The sequence below is a fragment of the Pseudomonas sp. GW456-L13 genome, assembly GCF_017350115.1.
Classification (GTDB): Bacteria; Pseudomonadota; Gammaproteobacteria; order Pseudomonadales; family Pseudomonadaceae; genus Aquipseudomonas; species Aquipseudomonas jessenii.
Map to the genome: position 1 here is coordinate 327,450 of NZ_JACNAS010000001.1, position 19,078 is coordinate 346,527.

18 protein-coding genes and 1 pseudogene are annotated in these 19,078 nt (G+C 57.6%); 9 read left to right on the top strand and 10 right to left on the bottom strand.

Going from position 1 to position 19,078, the window contains the following annotated elements:
• Window positions 1–174 precede the first annotated feature (174 nt).
• Window positions 175–3,066: a multicopper oxidase domain-containing protein gene (locus J4D25_RS01460; protein WP_241781152.1), complete on the top strand. Its 2,892-nt coding sequence runs from the start codon at window positions 175–177 to the stop codon at window positions 3,064–3,066.
• Between the two features lie 268 nt (window positions 3,067–3,334).
• Here J4D25_RS01460 and J4D25_RS01465 read toward each other — a convergent pair whose 3' ends face one another.
• The 8 genes and pseudogenes from J4D25_RS01465 to J4D25_RS01500 all read right to left on the bottom strand — a co-directional run bounded on the left by J4D25_RS01465 (window position 3,335) and on the right by J4D25_RS01500 (window position 10,473).
• Entirely contained in the window at window positions 3,335–4,840 is a 1,506-nt protein-coding gene (locus J4D25_RS01465; RefSeq protein WP_057714892.1) for a multiheme c-type cytochrome, read from the bottom strand.
• Between the two features lie 411 nt (window positions 4,841–5,251).
• The gene (locus tag J4D25_RS01470; protein WP_057714893.1) at window positions 5,252–5,710 is read right to left on the bottom strand and encodes a MarR family winged helix-turn-helix transcriptional regulator; all 459 of its coding nucleotides are present in this window, start codon (window positions 5,708–5,710) and stop codon (window positions 5,252–5,254) included.
• 127 nt (window positions 5,711–5,837) lie between these two features.
• On the bottom strand, window positions 5,838–6,290 hold the full coding sequence (locus J4D25_RS01475) for an Ohr family peroxiredoxin (RefSeq protein ID WP_057714894.1): 453 nt from the start codon (window positions 6,288–6,290) through the stop codon (window positions 5,838–5,840).
• A 78-nt stretch (window positions 6,291–6,368) separates the two neighbouring features.
• Window positions 6,369–6,838, bottom strand: a pseudogene (locus J4D25_RS01480) (Ohr family peroxiredoxin).
• A 271-nt stretch (window positions 6,839–7,109) separates the two neighbouring features.
• The gene (locus tag J4D25_RS01485) at window positions 7,110–7,316 is read right to left on the bottom strand and encodes a hypothetical protein (protein WP_057714895.1); all 207 of its coding nucleotides are present in this window, start codon (window positions 7,314–7,316) and stop codon (window positions 7,110–7,112) included.
• 118 nt (window positions 7,317–7,434) lie between these two features.
• A complete protein-coding gene (locus J4D25_RS01490; RefSeq protein WP_079246755.1) occupies window positions 7,435–8,085 on the bottom strand; it encodes a hypothetical protein in 651 nt (216 codons plus the stop codon).
• Window positions 8,086–8,709: 624 nt separating this feature from the next.
• Window positions 8,710–9,405, bottom strand: a complete 696-nt coding sequence (locus tag J4D25_RS01495; protein WP_305734407.1) for a tRNA (adenine(22)-N(1))-methyltransferase TrmK — start codon at window positions 9,403–9,405, stop codon at window positions 8,710–8,712.
• Between the two features lie 111 nt (window positions 9,406–9,516).
• A complete protein-coding gene (locus tag J4D25_RS01500; protein WP_057714897.1) occupies window positions 9,517–10,473 on the bottom strand; it encodes a threonine dehydratase in 957 nt (318 codons plus the stop codon).
• A gap of 96 nt (window positions 10,474–10,569) precedes the next feature.
• Here J4D25_RS01500 and J4D25_RS01505 point away from each other — a divergent pair, with 96 nt between their 5' ends.
• Complete coding sequence (locus tag J4D25_RS01505; RefSeq protein WP_241781139.1) at window positions 10,570–11,448, top strand: AraC family transcriptional regulator; 879 nt, start codon at window positions 10,570–10,572, stop codon at window positions 11,446–11,448.
• Window positions 11,449–11,558: 110 nt separating this feature from the next.
• Window positions 11,559–12,182, top strand: a complete 624-nt coding sequence (locus J4D25_RS01510; RefSeq protein WP_258536524.1) for a DUF4157 domain-containing protein — start codon at window positions 11,559–11,561, stop codon at window positions 12,180–12,182.
• Window positions 12,183–12,236: 54 nt separating this feature from the next.
• On the opposite strand, the gene J4D25_RS01515 is transcribed toward J4D25_RS01510, so the two are convergent.
• Window positions 12,237–13,193 (bottom strand): AraC family transcriptional regulator, encoded by a 957-nt coding sequence (locus J4D25_RS01515; protein WP_057714899.1) that lies wholly within the window; start codon window positions 13,191–13,193, stop codon window positions 12,237–12,239.
• A 199-nt stretch (window positions 13,194–13,392) separates the two neighbouring features.
• On the opposite strand from J4D25_RS01515, the gene J4D25_RS01520 reads away from it, so the two are divergent.
• Both J4D25_RS01520 and J4D25_RS01525 read left to right on the top strand, forming a co-directional pair.
• Window positions 13,393–14,346, top strand: a complete 954-nt coding sequence (locus J4D25_RS01520; protein WP_057714900.1) for a diiron oxygenase — start codon at window positions 13,393–13,395, stop codon at window positions 14,344–14,346.
• Window positions 14,347–14,424: 78 nt separating this feature from the next.
• Complete coding sequence (locus J4D25_RS01525; RefSeq protein ID WP_057716609.1) at window positions 14,425–14,847, top strand: MAPEG family protein; 423 nt, start codon at window positions 14,425–14,427, stop codon at window positions 14,845–14,847.
• A gap of 11 nt (window positions 14,848–14,858) precedes the next feature.
• Here the strand turns inward: J4D25_RS01525 and J4D25_RS01530 are convergent, their stop codons facing one another.
• A complete protein-coding gene (locus J4D25_RS01530) occupies window positions 14,859–15,251 on the bottom strand; it encodes a GFA family protein (protein WP_057714901.1) in 393 nt (130 codons plus the stop codon).
• A gap of 333 nt (window positions 15,252–15,584) precedes the next feature.
• Here J4D25_RS01530 and J4D25_RS01535 point away from each other — a divergent pair, with 333 nt between their 5' ends.
• From J4D25_RS01535 to J4D25_RS01550, 4 genes are all read left to right on the top strand, one after another.
• On the top strand, window positions 15,585–16,265 hold the full coding sequence (locus tag J4D25_RS01535) for a DUF3313 domain-containing protein (RefSeq protein WP_057714902.1): 681 nt from the start codon (window positions 15,585–15,587) through the stop codon (window positions 16,263–16,265).
• Between the two features lie 159 nt (window positions 16,266–16,424).
• Window positions 16,425–16,886 carry a hypothetical protein gene (locus tag J4D25_RS01540; RefSeq protein WP_079246826.1) on the top strand — a complete coding sequence of 154 codons (462 nt, stop codon included), beginning with the start codon at window positions 16,425–16,427 and terminating at the stop codon, window positions 16,884–16,886.
• Between the two features lie 623 nt (window positions 16,887–17,509).
• Entirely contained in the window at window positions 17,510–18,331 is an 822-nt protein-coding gene (locus J4D25_RS01545) for a transcriptional regulator (RefSeq protein ID WP_057714904.1), read from the top strand.
• Window positions 18,328–18,810, top strand: coding sequence for a hypothetical protein (locus J4D25_RS01550; protein WP_057714905.1), 483 nt, complete (start codon window positions 18,328–18,330; stop codon window positions 18,808–18,810). The genes J4D25_RS01545 and J4D25_RS01550 overlap by 4 nt, the downstream gene beginning before the upstream one ends.
• Window positions 18,811–19,078: the final 268 nt, after the last annotated feature.

Consider the following 19,078-nt stretch of genomic DNA (forward strand, 5'->3'; position numbering starts at 1 on the left):
CTCGAAATCAAACATTTCGCCAGCCGGGCCAGGAGCCGTGGCTCGTTGCTCATCTATTGCCACGCTCCGAGGAACCCGTCAGAGGTGTTTGCGATGAAACTGGATACCGGAAGGTTGAATCCTAGTCTTTTGTCCAAAACCAGGCTGGCGCTGAGTATCTCTGCTGCCGCGATCATGTTGGGGCTGGGCTTGTCCCAGACCCAGGCAGTCCCCCTCGACAACACCGATCCCCCGCCTCCTACCGACCCATCGGCGTTCACCAATCCGCCCGCCGACCCCAATGCCGCATTGAGGGACTTGCTCAAGCAGCCTCCCGCAAACGTCGGCGCCTTCGACTTACCCAATGGTGTGGCCGGTAACCGCCAGACCCCCTTGGTCGACAATGTGCTGCCACCCGATCTGCAACCCAGCTTCAATATCCCCACTAACGGTAATGCCAGCCCGGTGTTCGGGGTTCAACCGTTCACACAGAAGCTCGAGCTTTTCGAGGAGTTCGGCTCGAACAAACTGGATGCGGCCGACCCTCCATCACCTGTTCCGTTTCCGGTTCCGACGCTGGGCCCCGCACCGGCGCAGGATCCCTTGAAGGTGGCGCGTAGCGGCCCGTCGCCGGCTGCGCTGGATGCCTTTCTCAGGCAGCCAGCTTTGACGCCCTTCCCGACAGAGTTCTCCAATGTACTGGACCGCAACCCGTGGAAGGCGCAGATCGAGGATTTCCTCAATCGCCGAGTCGATTCGCCCGCAGAAGGCCGGCCACCGGGAAAAGGTTGGTCGCACCAGCGTTTCAATGAGTTTTTCCCGCGCAACGCCTTCAAGACTGTGCAAGCAGGCGCGCACGTCAACAGCGGCTTACGAGATCGTATGCAACGGCATAACTACGCCGTGGGGGAATTTGCGCCAGGCGGGCTCTATCACAACACCAGCGGCAACCCGGCCAACGAGGGCACAACCAAGGGCATACAAGTGCAATTTCACGACAACTTCCCTGTCCAGGACCATAATGCGCTGTGGACTTTCGACGGCACCTTTCCGCCCAAACTGCTGCAAGTACGCTATGGCCAGGCGATGCTGATGCGTCATTACGATGCCTTGCCTATTGACCCATCGGCCAACCGGGGCTTTGGCCTGCACACCATCACCACCCACGAGCATAACGGCCACTCGCCCGCGGAAAGCGATGGCTTTGCCAACGCGTTCTTCTTCCCGGGTCAGTACTACGACTATCGCTGGCCGATCCAGTTGGCCGGTTACGACAGCATCAACACCAGCGCTCAGGATCCGCGTGCGGCGTTCCCGTGCGACCCCGGTGAAAAGCTTTTCGTCAACGACGCCAACCCCGGCTTCAAGACTTGCGACCGCGGCACCATCAAGATCCGTGGCGACTGGCGCGAAACCATGAGCACCCACTGGTTCCACGACCACATGCTCGATTTCACCGCGCAGAATGTCTACAAGGGCAATGCAACGATGATGAACTACTACAGCGCCGTGGATCGTGGCAACGAGTCGGTCGACGACGGGGTCAACCTGCGCCTGCCCAGCGGTTCGGGGCTGGGGTGGGGTAACCGCGACTATGACGTCAACCTGACGATCGCCGACAAGGCCTGGGACAAGGCCGGCCAGTTGTGGTTCAACCCCTTCAATACCGACGGTTTTCTCGGTGATCAGGTCCTGACCAACTGGGAGTACAAGCCCTTCCTGGACGTGCGTGCCCGCCGCTACCGTTTGCGCATTCTCAACGGATCGGTTTCTCGCTACTTCAAGCTGGCGTTGGTGCGTCAGGTCAATGGTAATGGTGGCGAGTTTCCTGGCCCGAAAAGCTCCGGGGTTTCATACAACCGGGTGCCGTTCCACATGATTGCCAACGACGGCAATATCATGGAGCACGCAGTGCCGTTCGATGGCAGCCTGGACCTCGATGGCGACGGCGACACACAGGACCACAATGCCATTTTGCCGATACAGGGCATTGCCGAACGCTATGACATCGTCGTCGACTTCGCGAAAAACGGTATCAAGCCGGGCGACAGGATTTTCTTCGTCAACATCGAGGAGCATGAAAACGGCAAGCGTCCCGAACGTGACATTCCATTGGCGGATGTACTCTCCGGGAAGTACCTGCCCGTTGTCAGGCAAACCAGCCACGGGCCACAGTGGGTCAACGGTGACCCGGGCGTGGGCGTGTTCATGCAACTGAACGTCCAGCCTTACACCGGCCAGGATGTCAGCATGAATCCGGTCGACTTCGAGCCCGCCAAGCCTGGCAAGCCCGAGGGCAAGTTCATGATCCCCCTGCCCTTGCACCGTGATGACCCTGCCGATATCGCCCGGCTTGCCCAGGCGCGGCACCGCACCTTTATCTTTGGCCGCTCCAACGGCACGGATTTCAAGCCCTGGACGATCAAGACCGATGGCGGCGAAGGTTTCAACATGGACCCGCGCCGGATTTCAGCCGCACCACAACTGGCCACTGGCCCGACACCGGCAGGGTTCAAGGGTGAAGGCACGCTGGAAATCTGGAAGATCGAGAACGGCGGCAATGGCTGGAGTCACCCGGTGCATGTGCACTTCGAGGAAGGGATCATTCTCACTCGAGGTGGCAAGACACCACCCGAATGGGAAAAAGGGGCGCGCAAAGATATCTACAATATAGGCCGTCATCCTGAGAGCCTCGACAATGTCGAAATGGCCATCCGCATCCGTGAGTTTGCCGGTACCTACATGGAGCACTGCCACAACACACAGCATGAGGACACGTCGATGCTGCTGCGTTGGGACTCTGAGCACCCGGGCCAGTTCCAATTGATGCCCACTCCATTGCCAAGCTGGGACGGCGTGAGATTCGTGGCCTCGGTTGCGTTACCGACATTCCGTACGGGAGATGGTGTGGGGCCACAGGTCGAGGTCGACAATAACCAGGAAGATGGCAGCGGTAGCGGCAGCAGCGGCAGCGGCAGCGGTAGTAGCGGCAGCAGTAGCGGTAGCGGTAGTAGCGGCAGCGGTGTTAGCGGCAGCAGTAGCGGTAGCGGTAGTAGCGGCAGCGGTGTTAGCGGAGGCAAAGGCTAGCGTCGTCTCTGCTCAACTACCTGAGCAATGCGGTGAAGTTGACCGAGCGTGGGCACATCCTGGTTAAGGTGTGCCTGCGTCAGGCCCGCTTGAAAGTCGACGGTGTGGACATGGTTGGCAGACTCCGACGGGTACTGGGCCGGCACAGTCTGCATGTTGATTTGCTGCGCAGTTACCAGCCCCACAAGAGCCACTTGCTATAGCGCGAGTTACTGGATGCAGTGGCTGTCCGTGACGCGTTACCTGTTCGACGATGGTAATGACATGTTCATTCTTTGTAGTAAGCGCTAGCGTCGTCGAGTTTCAACTTCGCGGGTACCACTCGCTTCGCCGTATCGGATCCGGTCGACAGGGGTACGCTCTGCGTGACATTGGCCATCCGGGTGATTTCCACCTGCAGCTTATCCTTGCCGAGCAGATAGTCGGCCAGCTTCTGGGAAAACGGCCAGTAGTTCAGATCGGCTGTCAGGGTCAGCGGTCCGACGGCGTCGGCCGGCACCAGGAAGGAGAACTCCCCGATATTGTAGCCCTTGGGCAGAATGCGATTGTCCGAGAGTATCTGCGTGGCATTCCAGACCTCGACGTCCAATGGATTGCCGTTCTTGTCGCCTATGTGCACTTTGAAATTTCGCGTGTTGACTTCAGTCTTGCCGTCCTTGATCGAACCCAGGCGATAGAGCTCGCGACCACTGGCATCCTGCACCCGAAAATCGATCCACATCTCCCGCCCCTCGGGAAAGCCGGTTGGCAGCTTGTGCCCTGCGCCGACGTTGGTCACTTTGACGGCTACCGAGGCGTATTGTCCGGGAATGATGGCGGCCGGCAGTTGCTGGAACGTTATTTGCGCCGCGCGCGCGAGCATGTCGCGTGCGCGTTGCGCGCCCTCCTCCTGACCAAGATGCTTGAGCATCGTCGCGTTGGCTCCGCTGAACCAATGCGAGGCCACCTCCTTACGGTCTGGCCCCATGATCGCGGCCTTGCCCGCAAAGCCCGGCATGTGGCAACTCTGGCAGGTCACATTGTTAAGGCTGTACGTGCTCTCCTGCCATTCGTCATAAGTGCGCTCCACCGCCACGCTGCTGAACGGGTGCGTGACGTTGTGGCAGGTGCCGCAAAAGTCCGAGCGCGTGTGCAGAGCGGAATACACGGTGTCGTGATAAGGCGAAACGGCATCCTTGCGCGGGCCGAACTTGGTCGGTTTGCCGTGCGCTCGCGGGCTCAGAACATAGGCGCCGTTATCGAGGCCCGTGCGGGCACTGATGTTGTGGCAGGTGTCGCAATCGACCCCGGGCATCGGATGATTCTTCGCACTGTCTTCAATCGAGGAGCGGTTGACTTGCGAAGTGATCTGCCCGGTGGTGAGACCGATCGGGGTATGGCAGCCGGTGCAGAAGTTATCGACCTTGCCCTCGGTGGCCGCGCTCGCACGCTTGAGCAAGGCCCGATAGATGGGCTCATCCCAGGCCTGGGACATCATCGACGAGCGCCACTGCCTGTAGATCTCCGTATGGCAAGCGCCACAAACCTGGGCATTGTCGAAGTCCTTCACATTCAAGACCAGGTTGCCGGTGGTATTGGCCCGATGCGGAAAGAACGGCATCGCGCCAATCACATGCATGAGCCTGGAGCGTGCCGGCTCCAGCCACTTCTCATTGTTTTGATTGTCATCGCCCTGAAGTTCGTCAGCCGCCACCAGCGTTACCGTCAGCAGGCAGGTTAGAAAGCACAACCGGTGCAGTGCTACCTGCGCGCACGTATGTCTGGAGTGGCTCATAAGCATTTCCCCTGGACGGTTGCAGAGGATGACTGCAGTACTTCTATTGAGTGAGCCCGGTATTGAGAAGCCAGGGCTACTTCGTGATGCAAACCGATGGCTACAGGCAATCACTCAATGGAGTACTGACAGCTCCACAGCATCCCGGCCCTGCACCTTGCATGAACGGGACAAGCTCACTCAGCAATTACTCTGCCAGCGTTGTATTAAATAGGCATGGTGACCTGAAAGATCCGCAAACATTGGCCAGCGATTGAAGTAACCGGCTAATGAAGATGCGAATACCGCTGAGCAAAAGCCCCCATTAGTGGGGGGCTCACTCCGAATCGGGGGGTGTCAGACGGGAGGGCCAGGGTTTCTCTGCGGGGTGCGCCTCGCAAATCCGGGGCCACTCACTTTACTCGATACGACTTACTCTCTGTCCTTGGTCGATCGAATGAGATTGCCCCGTAACTTCACAATGGCCTTCTGCATCTGCACGAAGTCGTCGGGATCAAGACCGGTTTGCGGGAAGCCGTCTTCGGTGAGACCTTCGCGCAGTTTTCGCCCCTCTTTGGTCAGACTGATCCGCACCTGGCGTTCGTCTTCCGGGTCGCGCTGGCGCATTAAATAACCCATCGCTTCCAACTTCTTCAGAATCGGCGTGAGGGTATTGGATTCGAGAAACAGCTTTTCGCCGAGGCTGCCAACGGTCTGGTTGTCTTCCTCCCACAGCGCAACGAGGGTGATGTATTGCGTATAGGTCAGGCCGAGCCGTTCGAGCATCGGCTTGTAGGCCTTGCCGAAGGCCAGGTTGGTGGAATAGACCGCAAAACACAGGAAGTCGGTGAGTTTGAGATCCAGGGCGGATGTCTTGTCGGTGTTTTTCATGGGCGTTCTCCTGGCTCAATCTTGCGAGACCGAAACTATACGTCGTACGCGATGGTATCGGAAGTGCGTATAAACGCCGACGGCCAGCTCACCGGGGAAATCCCCAGTGAGCTGGCCGTGCAGTGGGTTAAGCCGTCAGGACGTTGATGTCGACATCAATGTTGCCGCGTGTGGCCTTGGAGTAAGGGCAGATTGCATCGGCGTTGTGGGCCAACTCGGTCGCCACCCCCTGATCCAGCCCCGGCACCCGCAAGGTCAGTCGGGCCTGGAGGAAGTAAGCTGCGCCGGTCTGGCCCAGGTCCACTTCAATGTCGACGGCGGTGTCGGTCGGCAGTGTCACCTTCATCTGTTGAGCGGCCAGCCCCACCGCTGCGATGTAACAGGCCGACCAGGCTCCGGCGAACAGTTGCTCGGCTTTCGGGTGCGGCTGGACGGCGGTGAGCACGTGTGCCGGTGTATCGCTGCCGGGGGACGACAGCACGATATCGAGGTTGCCGTTATGACCGCGCGAGGTGTTGCCCGCGCTGTTATGAGTGGTGTGGGTTTTGCCGCTGGCCAGTACTTTTTCGATCTTGCTCATGATGATTCCCTCAGGATTACAGTGAGTTATGTTCGTGCACGCTTTTATCGCATGCGATGTTAGTGACGCATCCAGGCATCACGCCGTAATAACGTTCAGGGCAACGTCGATATTGCCGCGTGTGGCTTTGGAGTAAGGGCAGATGGAGTCGGCAATGTGCGCCAGTTCGGTCGCGACATCGTGTGCCAGCCCTGGCACTCGCAGGGTCAGTCGGGCCTGAAGGAAATAGGCCAGACCAGTCTGGCCTGAAGGAAATAGGCCAGACCAGTCTGGCCCAGGTCCACTTCGATGTCGACGGCCATATCCGTCGGCAACACGATATTGCGCTCCTGGGCCACCAGCCCCACTGCCGCGGTGTAGCAGGCAGACCAGGCACCGGCAAACAGTTGCTCGGCTTTCGGGTGCGGCTGTGTAGCGGTAAAGACGTGGGCCGGCTGGGCGGAACCCGGTGACGACAGTTCGATATCGAGGTTGCCGTTGTGACCGCCGACACCGCTGTGGGTGGTGTGGGTTTTGCCGGTTGCCAGTACTTTTTCGATCTTGCTCATGGGGACTTCCTCAGGACTTGATATTTTGTGCGATTATATCGCATGCGATATTAGTGATATTTAAAAAGACAACGTTCATCAATTGGCGTGTGCAATGATCCAGTTGTTGCCGTTTTGGCCATGGGAAGCGTGAGCGGTTGAGATAAACATTGTGCGGCGGCTTCCGGTGTTCATGGCTGAGTCTCCAAACGGCAGGGGTTGTCATTACTTTTAATCGCTACCGATTAGATCGTATGCGATGGATGAATATTCAACCAAAGCCCCAATGATGTCAAAGTTTATTTTGTGCCTTGCCGATGAGCGGTAGACGCGAGATCAACCTCGCTACCCTCTCCCTTGCGGAAAGGATGATGGGCTTCTCACCGTCCGGCCCTCCGGAGCCCCCGGTTACGCGCATCGGATCGCTTTCACCCATGACGATCAACGCTTTGGCGCTGAAGTGAAATGGACGTTTTTCACTCGAAAAAAAACCGGCCATTCGAGCCGGTTCTTTGATTTCCTGAGCCCCACACACAAAAAACCCCCTCACAAGGAGGGGGTCTGATGTTTGAAAGGTTCAGACAGGTTCCCCCGTCTTTTCCTGGAGTCTCGTCAGTTCAGCGCAGCGCAGGAATACCCGCAAACAACCACGAAGTTTCTTGAACCGGAGTTGCTTCGTTGCGCTTACGCGCCCACTGGGTCAGCGCCACCATCATCGCAAAGCCGAGCACGATCAACACCGGATAGGCCATCAGCAACTCGGTGAGCGAATACTTCCAGGCCAGCGGTCGACCGACACCGAGCATGGCGGCATACAACCAGGACACGCCCGACAGTGCGCCAGAGAACAGGGCAAACATTCGCACATTGATCTGTAGATCAAGCAGCGAACCGGCCTTCAGCATTGCCGGCAATACATAGCGGTGCAACAGCATGCCGTTGAACGTCAGCAACAATACAATAATAACTTTTGCTTGAAGTTTCGGATTGGCAAAATAGGTCATGCCTTTTTCAAGGTAATCAATACCTATAATCGCAGCTCCGGTGACCCACAAGAATATCAACGCATTGGAAACAGACTTCTGGAGACTGGCCATATGTTCATTATCGTGCCCCGACGACACGCGACCTTTCAATAAGTCCTTTACCATTGCCGCGTCGCTGGCAAACACCAGGCCAATAGCTACGCAGCAAGCCAACAGGTGAACGTACACAACGCCTAAACGCAAAAACTCCATGGATTCTTTCTGGCCGATCAGGCCGATCATTGTACTAATATCCAAGATTACATCTCCACTTATTGCGGCAGTGCAAATTGACCATGCCCCAGGCATGCGAATTAATTAATTAATTAATTGCGCCTGCACGATCAAGTTCGCATTGATTGAATCAACTAAATAATTTGGTATTACAAGAGAGAGCGACTCGCCCAGCAAGTCAGTGATGACGACATACTATCACTCCAGGTCTCAGGTAAAAAAAATCCCCATGCGCATTCCATTCAATGCAGATGAGGTATACGTCCATTTTATTAGTGAGTGCAGCGCGAACTATCAAAGGATCCGCCTGCCGGTAAATCAGAGCGAAGCATATCAAAATCGTTCACTTTTTGAGCAGTACGCTCGACAAACGGTACTAAATTCAACACCTGGAGGTACCTGTTTTCCTGGCTGAAACCTGCATAGCTACGGTGCTGAATCGATTCTCTTAGCATACCGAAAAAAAACCCGCTATTGCGCTGAACTTTCGTCGCCAGCCCCGACCAATGGCGAAAATTGCCTACTGGTCACCGGCAAATTCGAGTCGCCTGAAGGGGCCGTCGACGCGTCTCGCTCGACTCAGCCACACCCACGCTGAATCGAGGTTCTTTTTGAGCGGTGCCCCAGGCTTGCTCAAGCCAACAATTGGGTGATCCACCGGGCCTGCCGAGCGATGTCCTGCACCGTCTCCTCGGGCACGGCCTGCTGCGCCAGGGCAAAGTGGCTCAGGGTCTTCTGTTTCTGGCGCAACTTGCGCTGCCACTTGACCAGGAACGCCGGGCTGCGGGTCTGCATCTGCAACGGGCCGAAGTACAGCTCCTGGGCGGTGTAGATCACCGGCCCTGCGCGTTCGGCGACGATGATTTCGTAGTCGAAACGATTTTCCCGCAGCACTTCCTCGCAGAGGATGCGATAGCCATTGTCCATCAGCCATTGGCGCAGTGGCTGCTCGCCGCCGTTGGGCTGCAGGATCAGGCGCTCCTGACCGCTCAGGTACGCCTTGCCACTGTCGAGGATGTCACGGATGGTTTCGCCGCCCATGCCGCAGATGCTGACCGCTGTAATCCCGTCTCCCGGCTCGATCGCCGCCAGGCCGTTGGCCAGGCGCACGGTGACTTGCGAGTCCAGGCCGTTCTCGCGCACGGTGCGGTTGGCCGCGTGGAACGGCGTCAACGCCACCTCGCCGGCCACCGCCGCCGCAATGGCGCCACGGCGCATCAAGGCCACCGGCAGGTAGCCGTGATCCGAGCCGATATCGGCCAGGCGCGCACCGGCTGGCACATAGGCGGCAACGCGCTCCAGGCGCATGGACAATGTCTGTTCGTTCAACTGCGGCCCCTTTTCACCACTAACGTCCGGCGACTTGGGCCGGATCGGGGCGTGATTCTGTCGAGCAATGCCGTGCATTTCAAATTTATGTGACCAGGGTCATGGCCCTTTTCACGCAATAACTTGCGCATACACCGATCTGTCGACGTTGCCACCGGAGAGAATCACCCCCACCCTTCTTCCCGACATGGCTTCACGCTCCGAGATGAGCGCTGCCAACGCCGACGCACCGGCCCCTTCGGCAAGGTTATGGGTATCGGTGTAATACACGCGCATGGCTTCGGCGATCTGGTCATCGCTGACCGATACGATCCGGGCAGCACCTGCCGCGTAGACGGCAAAGGCTTCAGGAATCGGCTTGCGTACGGCAAGGCCGTCGGCAAAGGTGTTGGCCGATGCGGTTTCGCAGATTGCGCCAGCGTCAAACGATAACTGTGCAGCCGCCGCCTGCGTGGAAACCACGCCAACCACTTCGGTTTCCAGATCCAGCGCATCGCGGGCGGCGATCACCCCGCAAATCCCCGATCCACAGCCAATCGGTACATAAACGGTATCCAGGTCCGGTGCTGCGTTGAACAGCTCCAGCGCATAAGTGGCGACGCCTTTGACCAGCTCGGTGTGAAACGGCGGAACCAGGAACAGGTCCTGCGCGTGCGCCAGACGGGCAGCCTCTTCACGGGCATCATCGAAGTCGCGGCCATACTCGACCACTTCAGCGCCAAAGCCGCGCATGGCGTTGTTCTTTTCTACCGAGTTACCTTCCGGCACGACGATCAACGCCTGCAAACCCAGTGTGCGAGCCGCCAGTGCCAGGCTCTGGCCATGGTTGCCGCGGGTCGCGCTGACAATGCCCTTCGCGCCCGGGTGCTCGCGCTTGAGCCAGTGCATGAACGTGATACCGCCGCGCACTTTGAAGGCACCGGTAGGCGTGTGATTTTCGTGCTTGACCCACACCGTGCAACCCAACCGCTGAGCCAGCAAGGGCCAAGGGTACTGGGCTGTGGCGGGCATGACCTGGTAAACGTGGCGAGCGGCCTGTTCGATATCGTCGCGAGTCAGTGTGTACATCGGTTATCTCCCGGGGATTTTGCCCAGTCTGAACACGGGTGCCGTATTGCGGCTTTCAAAAAACCGACCTGACTTTTATCCCCCCTCTTCACTACTATGGTGTCCATGAGTCATCGGAATCGCCCGCCGCCACCACGCTTGTCCGAACCGGTCCGTCGTATCGAGGCCGGCCCTTGGGCAATCGAATTGCTCCCCGGCTGCGCCTACGCGACCCGCTATGTCGCGACCCAGGCGGGAATCGGCTTCGCCTTCGACAGCCAGCGAGGCCTGCACGCCATCGGCAGCGACCGAATACGCCCCTTCGATGCCGTGCCCAACGGCCTGGCGTTCGTCCCCGCCGGGTGTGACGTGTTGTCCGAATCCCCCCAGGGCGGCGAATACTTGCGGGTGATTCGCACCGATGGCATGGCGTTGATGGGGGATCGTGCCTTCAACAATCGCATCGACCGGCAGGCCACCGCTCTCGCGTGGCGTATGCGTGCGGCGCTGTTGCTGTCCTCTGTGGAGGACGATTGGGAGGCCTGGGCGCTGGCATTGTCCGAACGGGCGACCGGTAGCGAAGCGGTGTCGACAACACCCCATGGCTCGATAACCGGCAGCCGGATGCGCTTGCTCGATGAGTTCATTGATGCAGGCCTCGAAGACCCGTTGAGCGTACCGGCGATGGCGGGCCTGCTTGGATTGTCCGAAGGGTATTTCATGCGGGCCTTCAAAAACGCCACCGGCAAAAGCCCGCACAGCTACCTGATCGACCGACGCCTCGCCAAGGCCCGTGCCCTGATGCGCGATTCGACCGCCACCCTGACGGAAATCGCCTACGCCTGCGGTTTCAACTCCCAGGCGCACATGGCGACCACCTTCAAGCAACGTCTTGGAGTGAGTCCGGCGCAGTTGCGTCAGTCTTTGGGGCTAGAGCAGATTGACAGCGAATCCCACGCCAAAGCTGACCTGCTCGGCGTGGCCAAAAGAAACTGAGGAACCCAGGGAATCGAACGGTGTCGCAGCGGTCCAACACGCGGCAGCACAATGGGCGCGAGACGCCCAACGTATTGCCTGCCGACCGCCATTGCCCATGGGAGAACCCATTGCCAGCTATTTTTTTGCGTCAAGTTTTCCGGTTAGCGATCGTGCTCTTTTGCGCTGGCACCTCGTCCTCGGTTTTCGCCTGCCCGGCCGGGCAGTATCAGGTCTGCATGGTCGCTTGTTTTTGTGCTCCAGGTTCCGAAGAGGAAGCTGGAACGATCTTCGACGACATGAACCAGATGGCGGCCTCTGGATTGCAGAACTGGATTGTGCAATCGCGCAACACCGCGGCAACCGGCGATATCCAGCCAATCCCGCTGAATGTCCGGGCCCAGCTCGAACCCTACTATGACATTCAAGTGCTCGATTCGGTTCGCTACAAGGTAGGCGATGATGTGGAGCTGAACGCCGCACACACCATGCTGCAGAATCCTGATGTACGTGCGGTCACCCTTATCGACATCATCGTCTTTCGAAATCCCGAAGATGCACTTAACGATGTCGCGCTGTGGGCGCATGAGTTGAAGCACGTGCAGCAGTACCAGCAATGGGGCGATCGCGAGTTCGCCACTCGTTATACCCGTGATTACGAAGCCGTCGAGGCGCCTGCCTACGAGATTCAAGCCCAGGTAGCCAGAACGCTACGAGCCAGCCAGGCTCGGGCAGAATCGCCTCGGCTTCCTTGAGTTCAAAAGGTCAAGCCTGGTCAGGTCAACATGGAAAGGTGGCACCGCCCCTTCTCATGCGGATTGTCTGCGCCAGGTGCCGGGGGATGTGCCGAATTGGCGTTTGAATGCGCGACTGAACGCCGCTTCGGAGTCGTAGCCAACGGCAAAGCCGATTTGCGCCACATTGCCGCGACCTTCGCGCAACTGTTGAGCCGCCACGTGCATGCGCCACAGCGTCAGGTATTGCATCGGTGGCTGTCCGACCAATGCCGTGAAGCGCTCGGCGAACACCGAGCGCGACATGCCCACCTCAAGCGCCAGGGCTTCTGCCGTCCAGCCTTCGGTTGGACGGGCATGCAATAGCGCCAGTGCGCGGCCGATATGCGGATCCCGCAACCCCGCCAGCCACCCACGCCGCTCAGCGGGAAGGCTGGCGACATACTGGCCGACGGCTTCGACGAATAGCAGCTCCGATAGCTTGGCGATGACCGTTGTCGAACCGACGCGGCCCGCCGCGATTTCACTGACAGCAAAACGAAAGGAGCTTTCGATCCAGGTGCCCGAAGCCGTCGCGCGCAAATCCAGCTTCAATAAGGAAGGCAACGACGAAAGCAACGGACTGAAGGGTGTTTCTGAACCGAGGAACCCGCACAGCAACTGCGTGGCCTCACCGCCCCCGCCGTACTTGATCCGTGATATGCCGCCGACTTCTGGCGGCTGGATGACTTCTCTGGCTGGCATGGGCGCAATGCTCAGGTCGCTGCCAAAAGAATGTGCGTCGTTGCGAGGAAGCAAAACGAGCTCGCCTGCCCCTACCTCGATGGCGGCACCACCGTCGATTTGAATTTGCATGCGCCCAGCGGCGACAAAGTGCGACGCAATGATGTGTCGAGGTGCCACCAGGAACGGCTTGCAATCATCCGCCGAGATTCTGCCGTTGATGCACCAGGGCGCAGTGAGCTCCGCCTCGAGGAAGACCCCTCCAGACAGCCGAATCACACGCAACACATCAGAAAGCGCATCCAACACTTGACCGCCCTCCTTTCCGGAGTCCGGAGCAGGTTTTCAGGCGCACCGGTCATTCACCGCCTGAACTGCGACGCCTAGATTAGCACCAACGCGGAATCAGCGATCGAAACTGTCCCCAGAGGCTTCACCCAGGGTCATTGGCTCCGACGTCAACCGAAATTGCCCCATTCCAACGCCACCAGGGCAGCAGGAGATCCATATGAACAGCGTCGTTACCCTATCCGGCTCAGCGTCAGGCAACACCGCCCGTTATGCGAAAATGGTCAGGTCATCGAAAAAGTCCGAATGGCAGATCGATCGCGATTTGTTCCAGGACCGCAGTTTCGACTTCTCGCGCAAATTCCTCCCCGACGGACTGTCGCAGGTCGACCGCCTGACCTTTCTCGATGCGGACCAGGCGCGCCTGCTCAGTCAGATACAGGGCCGGACCTATGCGTACATCTTTGGCCTGGTCGAGCGTTTTATCAGTGCCAAGATGCTCGATCAGGGTCGGGCCCATGTATTTGACAATCAACTGGCCCTTGAAGCGCTGGTGCGTTTTTCCAACGACGAGATCAAGCACCAGGAGTTGTTTCGGCGCATGGAGACGATGATGAGTTCGAAGTTGCCTGCGGGATATCGTCAGGTTGCCGATCCAAACGAGGTGGCGCGCTCGGTACTGGCGGCCAGTACCTGGTCGGTGCTGGCGCTGACCTGTCACATCGAGCTGTTTGTTCAGGCGCACTACGTGCAAAGCATCGCCCCGCGCGAGGAACTGTGCCCGTTGTTCAAGGATGTCTTCAAATTCCACTGGAAGGATGAAAGCCGGCACGTCGTACTCGATGAGCTGGAATGGCAGGACGAGCACGCGAAACTCTCGTCGGCCGAGCACGACCAGGCAGTGAATGACCTGATTGCGCTGGTAGCGGCCGTCGACGCGATCCTGCAGGCACAATCGGCAGCCGATGCCGACTACTTCATCAGTCATGCTTCACGATCGTTCAGTGTCGATGAGACCGCGCAAATCAAGGCCTGCGTACTGAGCGCCTACCGCTGGCAATACATTATCTCGGGTGTACGGCATCCACACTTCGGTCGACTGCTGACGCAGATGACAACGCCAGCACAGATGTCCAGGATTCAGACCGCTCTGGCCCCCATCATGAGCAATTGACCGACAGCGCGCGACTGACTGCTCGTCGGTCGCGCTGCGGGACGACGTGCTGACAATGAACCATCGAGGATGGCGGCCATGACGATACCGATGTGGATGCTGCTTGGGTTTGCGACCTGGACCTTGCTGCTATTGATGGCAACCGTCGGGGTTTATCGCTGGGTCGCAATCCTGTTCTCGAGTGTTCCGATTGCCTCTTTCCGAAGCGATCGGCTCGAAGGCGAAGATTGGTATCGCCGCGGGACAAGGGCCCATGCCAACTGTGTGGAAAACCTGCCTGTGTTTGGCGTCATCGTGTTTGTGATTACAGCCCTTGATGTCAACGGCGCCGCAGTGAACTACTTGTCCACACTCGTCCTGATCGCTCGCGTGTGCCAGTCATTGGTTCACGTCTCCCATGAGCAAACCAATGCGTTCGTGGCAGTTCGGTTTGCCTTCTTTAGTGTTCAGTTGGTGTGTTTTCTCGCGCTCATTGTCATAGCCGCTTGTTATGGCATATGAATAGGCGCCCGCTAATCCTCAAATCGCCCCGTGCCGTCTCGATCGCGCTCGTAGTGTCGGGTGAGTGCAAACGCCGGCAACCAGGCCTCGCGCCGCACAGTCCAGCTCTCGTAGGTTGGCGTCAACTGGTCGGGGGCATCCAGAGATCCAAGGTTCACCTCGACTTCGTCTGCGCTGCGTGAGAACACCGACGAACCGCACTGCGGACAGAAGTGCCGCCCGGCGTAGTCACGCGTTTCGCCCTCGATTGTCACAGCATCCTGATGAAATATCGCGGACGCGTGGAACAGCGCCCCATGGTGCTTGCGGCAGTCGAGACAGTGACAAACGCCAACCCGGAACGGGCGCCCCGACGCGACAAGACGCACTTTGCCGCACAAACAACCGCCGGTGAATCGGTCCATGCGGTGCCTCCTTCAGGCCGTCCGAAACGGCGTATCAGCGTGGAAACAGGAACATCACGGCGATGCCAAAACCGGCGTTGCAAAGGGTTAGCGTAGGCAACTGTGATCGATGTGCAATTTGTCCCGACCGCGTGTTTAACAGTTTTTGAGAGTTATTGATTCGGATTATCCCGCCGCTACGGGCAGCATTCGGCCCGCATTGACCGGCGTGCAAGCACCTGCTTTGCGTAACCGACTGGCAAATACCAGTGCCTGAAAACAAGGCGCCCGGACTAATGCCCGGGGCCAGGTCGGAACCCGAATGACAACTTTCATCACTTGAGAACCAAACATATGGGCATGTCGAATAAATGGATTGCGGGTATTGCTTTGAGCTGTGTATTTCAGGTCGGCTGTGTCTCGCAAGTCGCGCAGCAAGAGCAATACTCGGGCTTCCTGGGCAATTACCAGGGCCTGGAGGAGCAAACTACGCCAAGTGAGCAGAAAGTATTGCGCTGGGTATCGCCAGGGTTCGATCCACGCGCGTATTCCACAGTGGTGTTCAGGCAGATGGAACTGTATCCATCGCCGCAGCCGACCGCGCGCGTCAGCCTGAAAACCCTGCAAGACCTGCAATTGATGGCCAGCAACAGCGTCAAGACCGCCTTTGCCCGCCGCTATGCGATCGTCCCTTATCCACAGTTGGCGCCGACCAATTCACGGTCGCTGATCCTGCAGGCGGCGATCACTCACGTCAGCGCCAACAACGAAGGCATGCACTGGTATGAAGTCGTACCAATCGGGGCCATTGTCGGGGCGACACAAGCAGCCACCGGGCACCGGGACCAGACCGCCGAGATGTACATCGAAGCCAACCTGATCGACGCCAAAACCGGTTTGCCGGTAGCGAAGATCGTGCGCAAGGTGTTCGGCGAGACCATCAAGAATGCCAAGCAGCCGATTGTTGCCAATGACTTCAAGGTTGCACTCAAAGGCATGTCAGACGATATGCAGGCCCTGCTCCTCAAGCACTGACGTTCAAGCAAACCCCATCGCAAGCGTGAAAGTGCCTGCCGTCCACCGGCATTGGATGGCATTGCAAGCAAACCGGCATGGGGTTTCGACGTGGCGCCACGCCGCGTTTTCCCTCTGACAAACCGTTAGCCGTGCCGACGCCTGACGCGAGACTCTATGATGAAAATTCTGGCCCATACCCTGGCGATCCTGATGCTGTTGCCGAGCACCAGCGCCCTGGCGGCGACCGTGATTCCCCTCAAAGGTCAGACCTCCCAGACCATCCAGCAGGACACCAGTGCCTGCCAATCCCAAGCCAACGCGCAGCATCCGGTACAAAGCACCGTGCCCTCCGGTGGTCGGGCCAAGGGCGCCGCAACCGCTGCGGTAGCCGGTGCGACGGCGGCGGAAGTTCGGGGCCGCCAACATGAAAACGTCTATGACCAGATCGACGACGATACCCGCCAAGACTATCGCCAGAACCACGCACGCAGTGCCGCGGCTGCCGGCGTCGTCGTGGGGGGCGCCAGGCAACGCCAGGCGCGCCGGGAGAATCTGAGTGAGAGCGAACAAAGCATCACCGCCAACAACTCCGTCTACAGCAGCTGCCTGCAACAACGTGGCTACGATGTTTTGCCTTGATCGATGACGACAACGGCGTGAAGAACCAAAAAAAAGCCCCGGGCCCTTCATGAAAGGACTCGGGGCAAAGTCGTAGAACGAGAGGTGAGGATCGTTGACGCCGCGAGAAACAAACCGTGGACACGCAACGTTCCTCGAGATCCATTTAAATCGGTAACGTCCCTGGTTAAAAGCTAATAAGAATCAAAAATAATCTTTCACAAGCCAAGTGCACAAGAACACCATCATTGATTTGTATCCTGATAGTTCAGGCTGATACAGAAACCTGGCGCAACAGCGAGGTTAGTTCATTGAGGTGTAGCCGCGCGTCCCCCCTCCTGCCCGAGCTTGCAGTTTTCGGATAGCGCAGTTAATCCATTCCAAGCATTATTCATGGTGTCCAAATCGAAAACCATGGGTCATCCAGCAATGCTTTTCCTTTGTATGATTGAACGGATACCTCTGACAGACAGGGCTGTTTGCCGAACTGCACGCCTCTGAAACGAGCCAATCCAGCATCGTAAATGCAACACACAGTGCACCTTCCGCTGGGCCCTCATCTTCGTTCACTTCCCAGACCAGAATGTACCGAGCCAAATCCGGCCCCTATACTCAGGCCAGCACCGCCTGAACGGAAGATTTCTATGAGTTACACCTTCAAGTTGAAAAATGGCGCCGTCGCGGTGTTCGACCCGGACAGCGCCATGCTTTCCATTACAACACCCCATGGAGATGTACAGAATTCCACGTTAGGTAGAGCTGAGTCGCGCCTGTTGGACCTGCTGCTCATGGAGCCAGGTGTCACTAAAAGCCGCGATGAAATCATCGACTACACCTGGAATGACCGCGTGGTTGCCTCCGGCAGTTTGAATCAAACGGTTTTCTCACTACGCAATATTCTCAATGACAGCCGGGATCACGAGATCTTGATGACTGTTCCTCGACGAGGATATTGCTTCAACCGGCAATGTGTCGTCGATGCAGAAGCACATGTACCGGCACCCCTGGAGGAAACAACTCAGCCCCCCGCCCCCATCCCTGGACAACTACCGCCAGCTGGTAGTGATGGACTGCTTGCACCCTCAGGTAAAACCAATGAATCCGCGCGCATTACAAAAGCCCAGCTGATCGCTTATATCGTTACGCTGGCAGTCGTTGCCTTTACTGTTTTTCAATTCGACTTCGACGCGCCAAAAATTGAAATTTCCAGTACCGACAAGAATGGGCTAGTCATACACGCCGTGGGCAGCGATCTTGCCGAGGCGCAAGCGCTGATGGAGTTGTCGGCCAAACAAACCGAACAGCTGCCACCAAACCTGAAGGGCCAGGTCTGGATCAACCTGTATAAAGCCAATTATTCCGTTTCGTGCATCCGCCAGGATCTAAGCACTGCAAATCTACAATTGAACAGCAGCGAAAGGGACCTCGCCTTGATGATTCGTCAATGTCTGGAAGTCACTTTATGAAATTTGAAATTTCGCAAGCGGTTCACTGGCCTCTTATAGGCTTGATCAATGCACTGTGCATTTTCTCTTTCGTTTACTCACCTTCGCACTACATGGAAAACATCAGTTACCAGACAAAATCCCGACAATGGCTGGAAGATCTCAACCAACTCAACACCGAAGAGTACCTCACTATCGGGCATGGCAGGCTCACGGGGACCACGCTGGAAAGCCTGAATGGGAAAATCCGCAACGCGACCATCTCAGCGAACATAATCGGAGAAACCAATAAACACGTCGAGATCAAAGTCAGCAACATCAAGCTCAGCCAGGACAATGAACTTTTTGCCATTGAAAAGACCCCTGACTTGTTCTTTAGACGTCAATACGTCTTGCAAGAAGGCGCCATTCTGAACTACGAGTTGATCCCGACCCAGGATAAAAACGCGGTGTGTTTTTACATCCATGAACTTGGCCGTTTGCGCTGCATGAACCATTAATCGGCCTCCCGAACGGGCTCGACACCCGCCTGGCAAAGGTTCACATCAAAGAGTTTTCAAACAAAAATAATGCTTATTGATTTGAATCAAACGTCTCCCCCGCCAAAAATCCCTCCTCGATAATCCTTGGAATCGAGCCCGCTTGATTCTCGTCCGGGACAATGCCCTACAGGGGGAATCAAGTGAACGCCATGCATTTCCTGCGAGCCCATAAATCTACGACTTTCAGATTCCTGGGGGTCTTGTTTCTGTCTGCCTTTCCACTTTA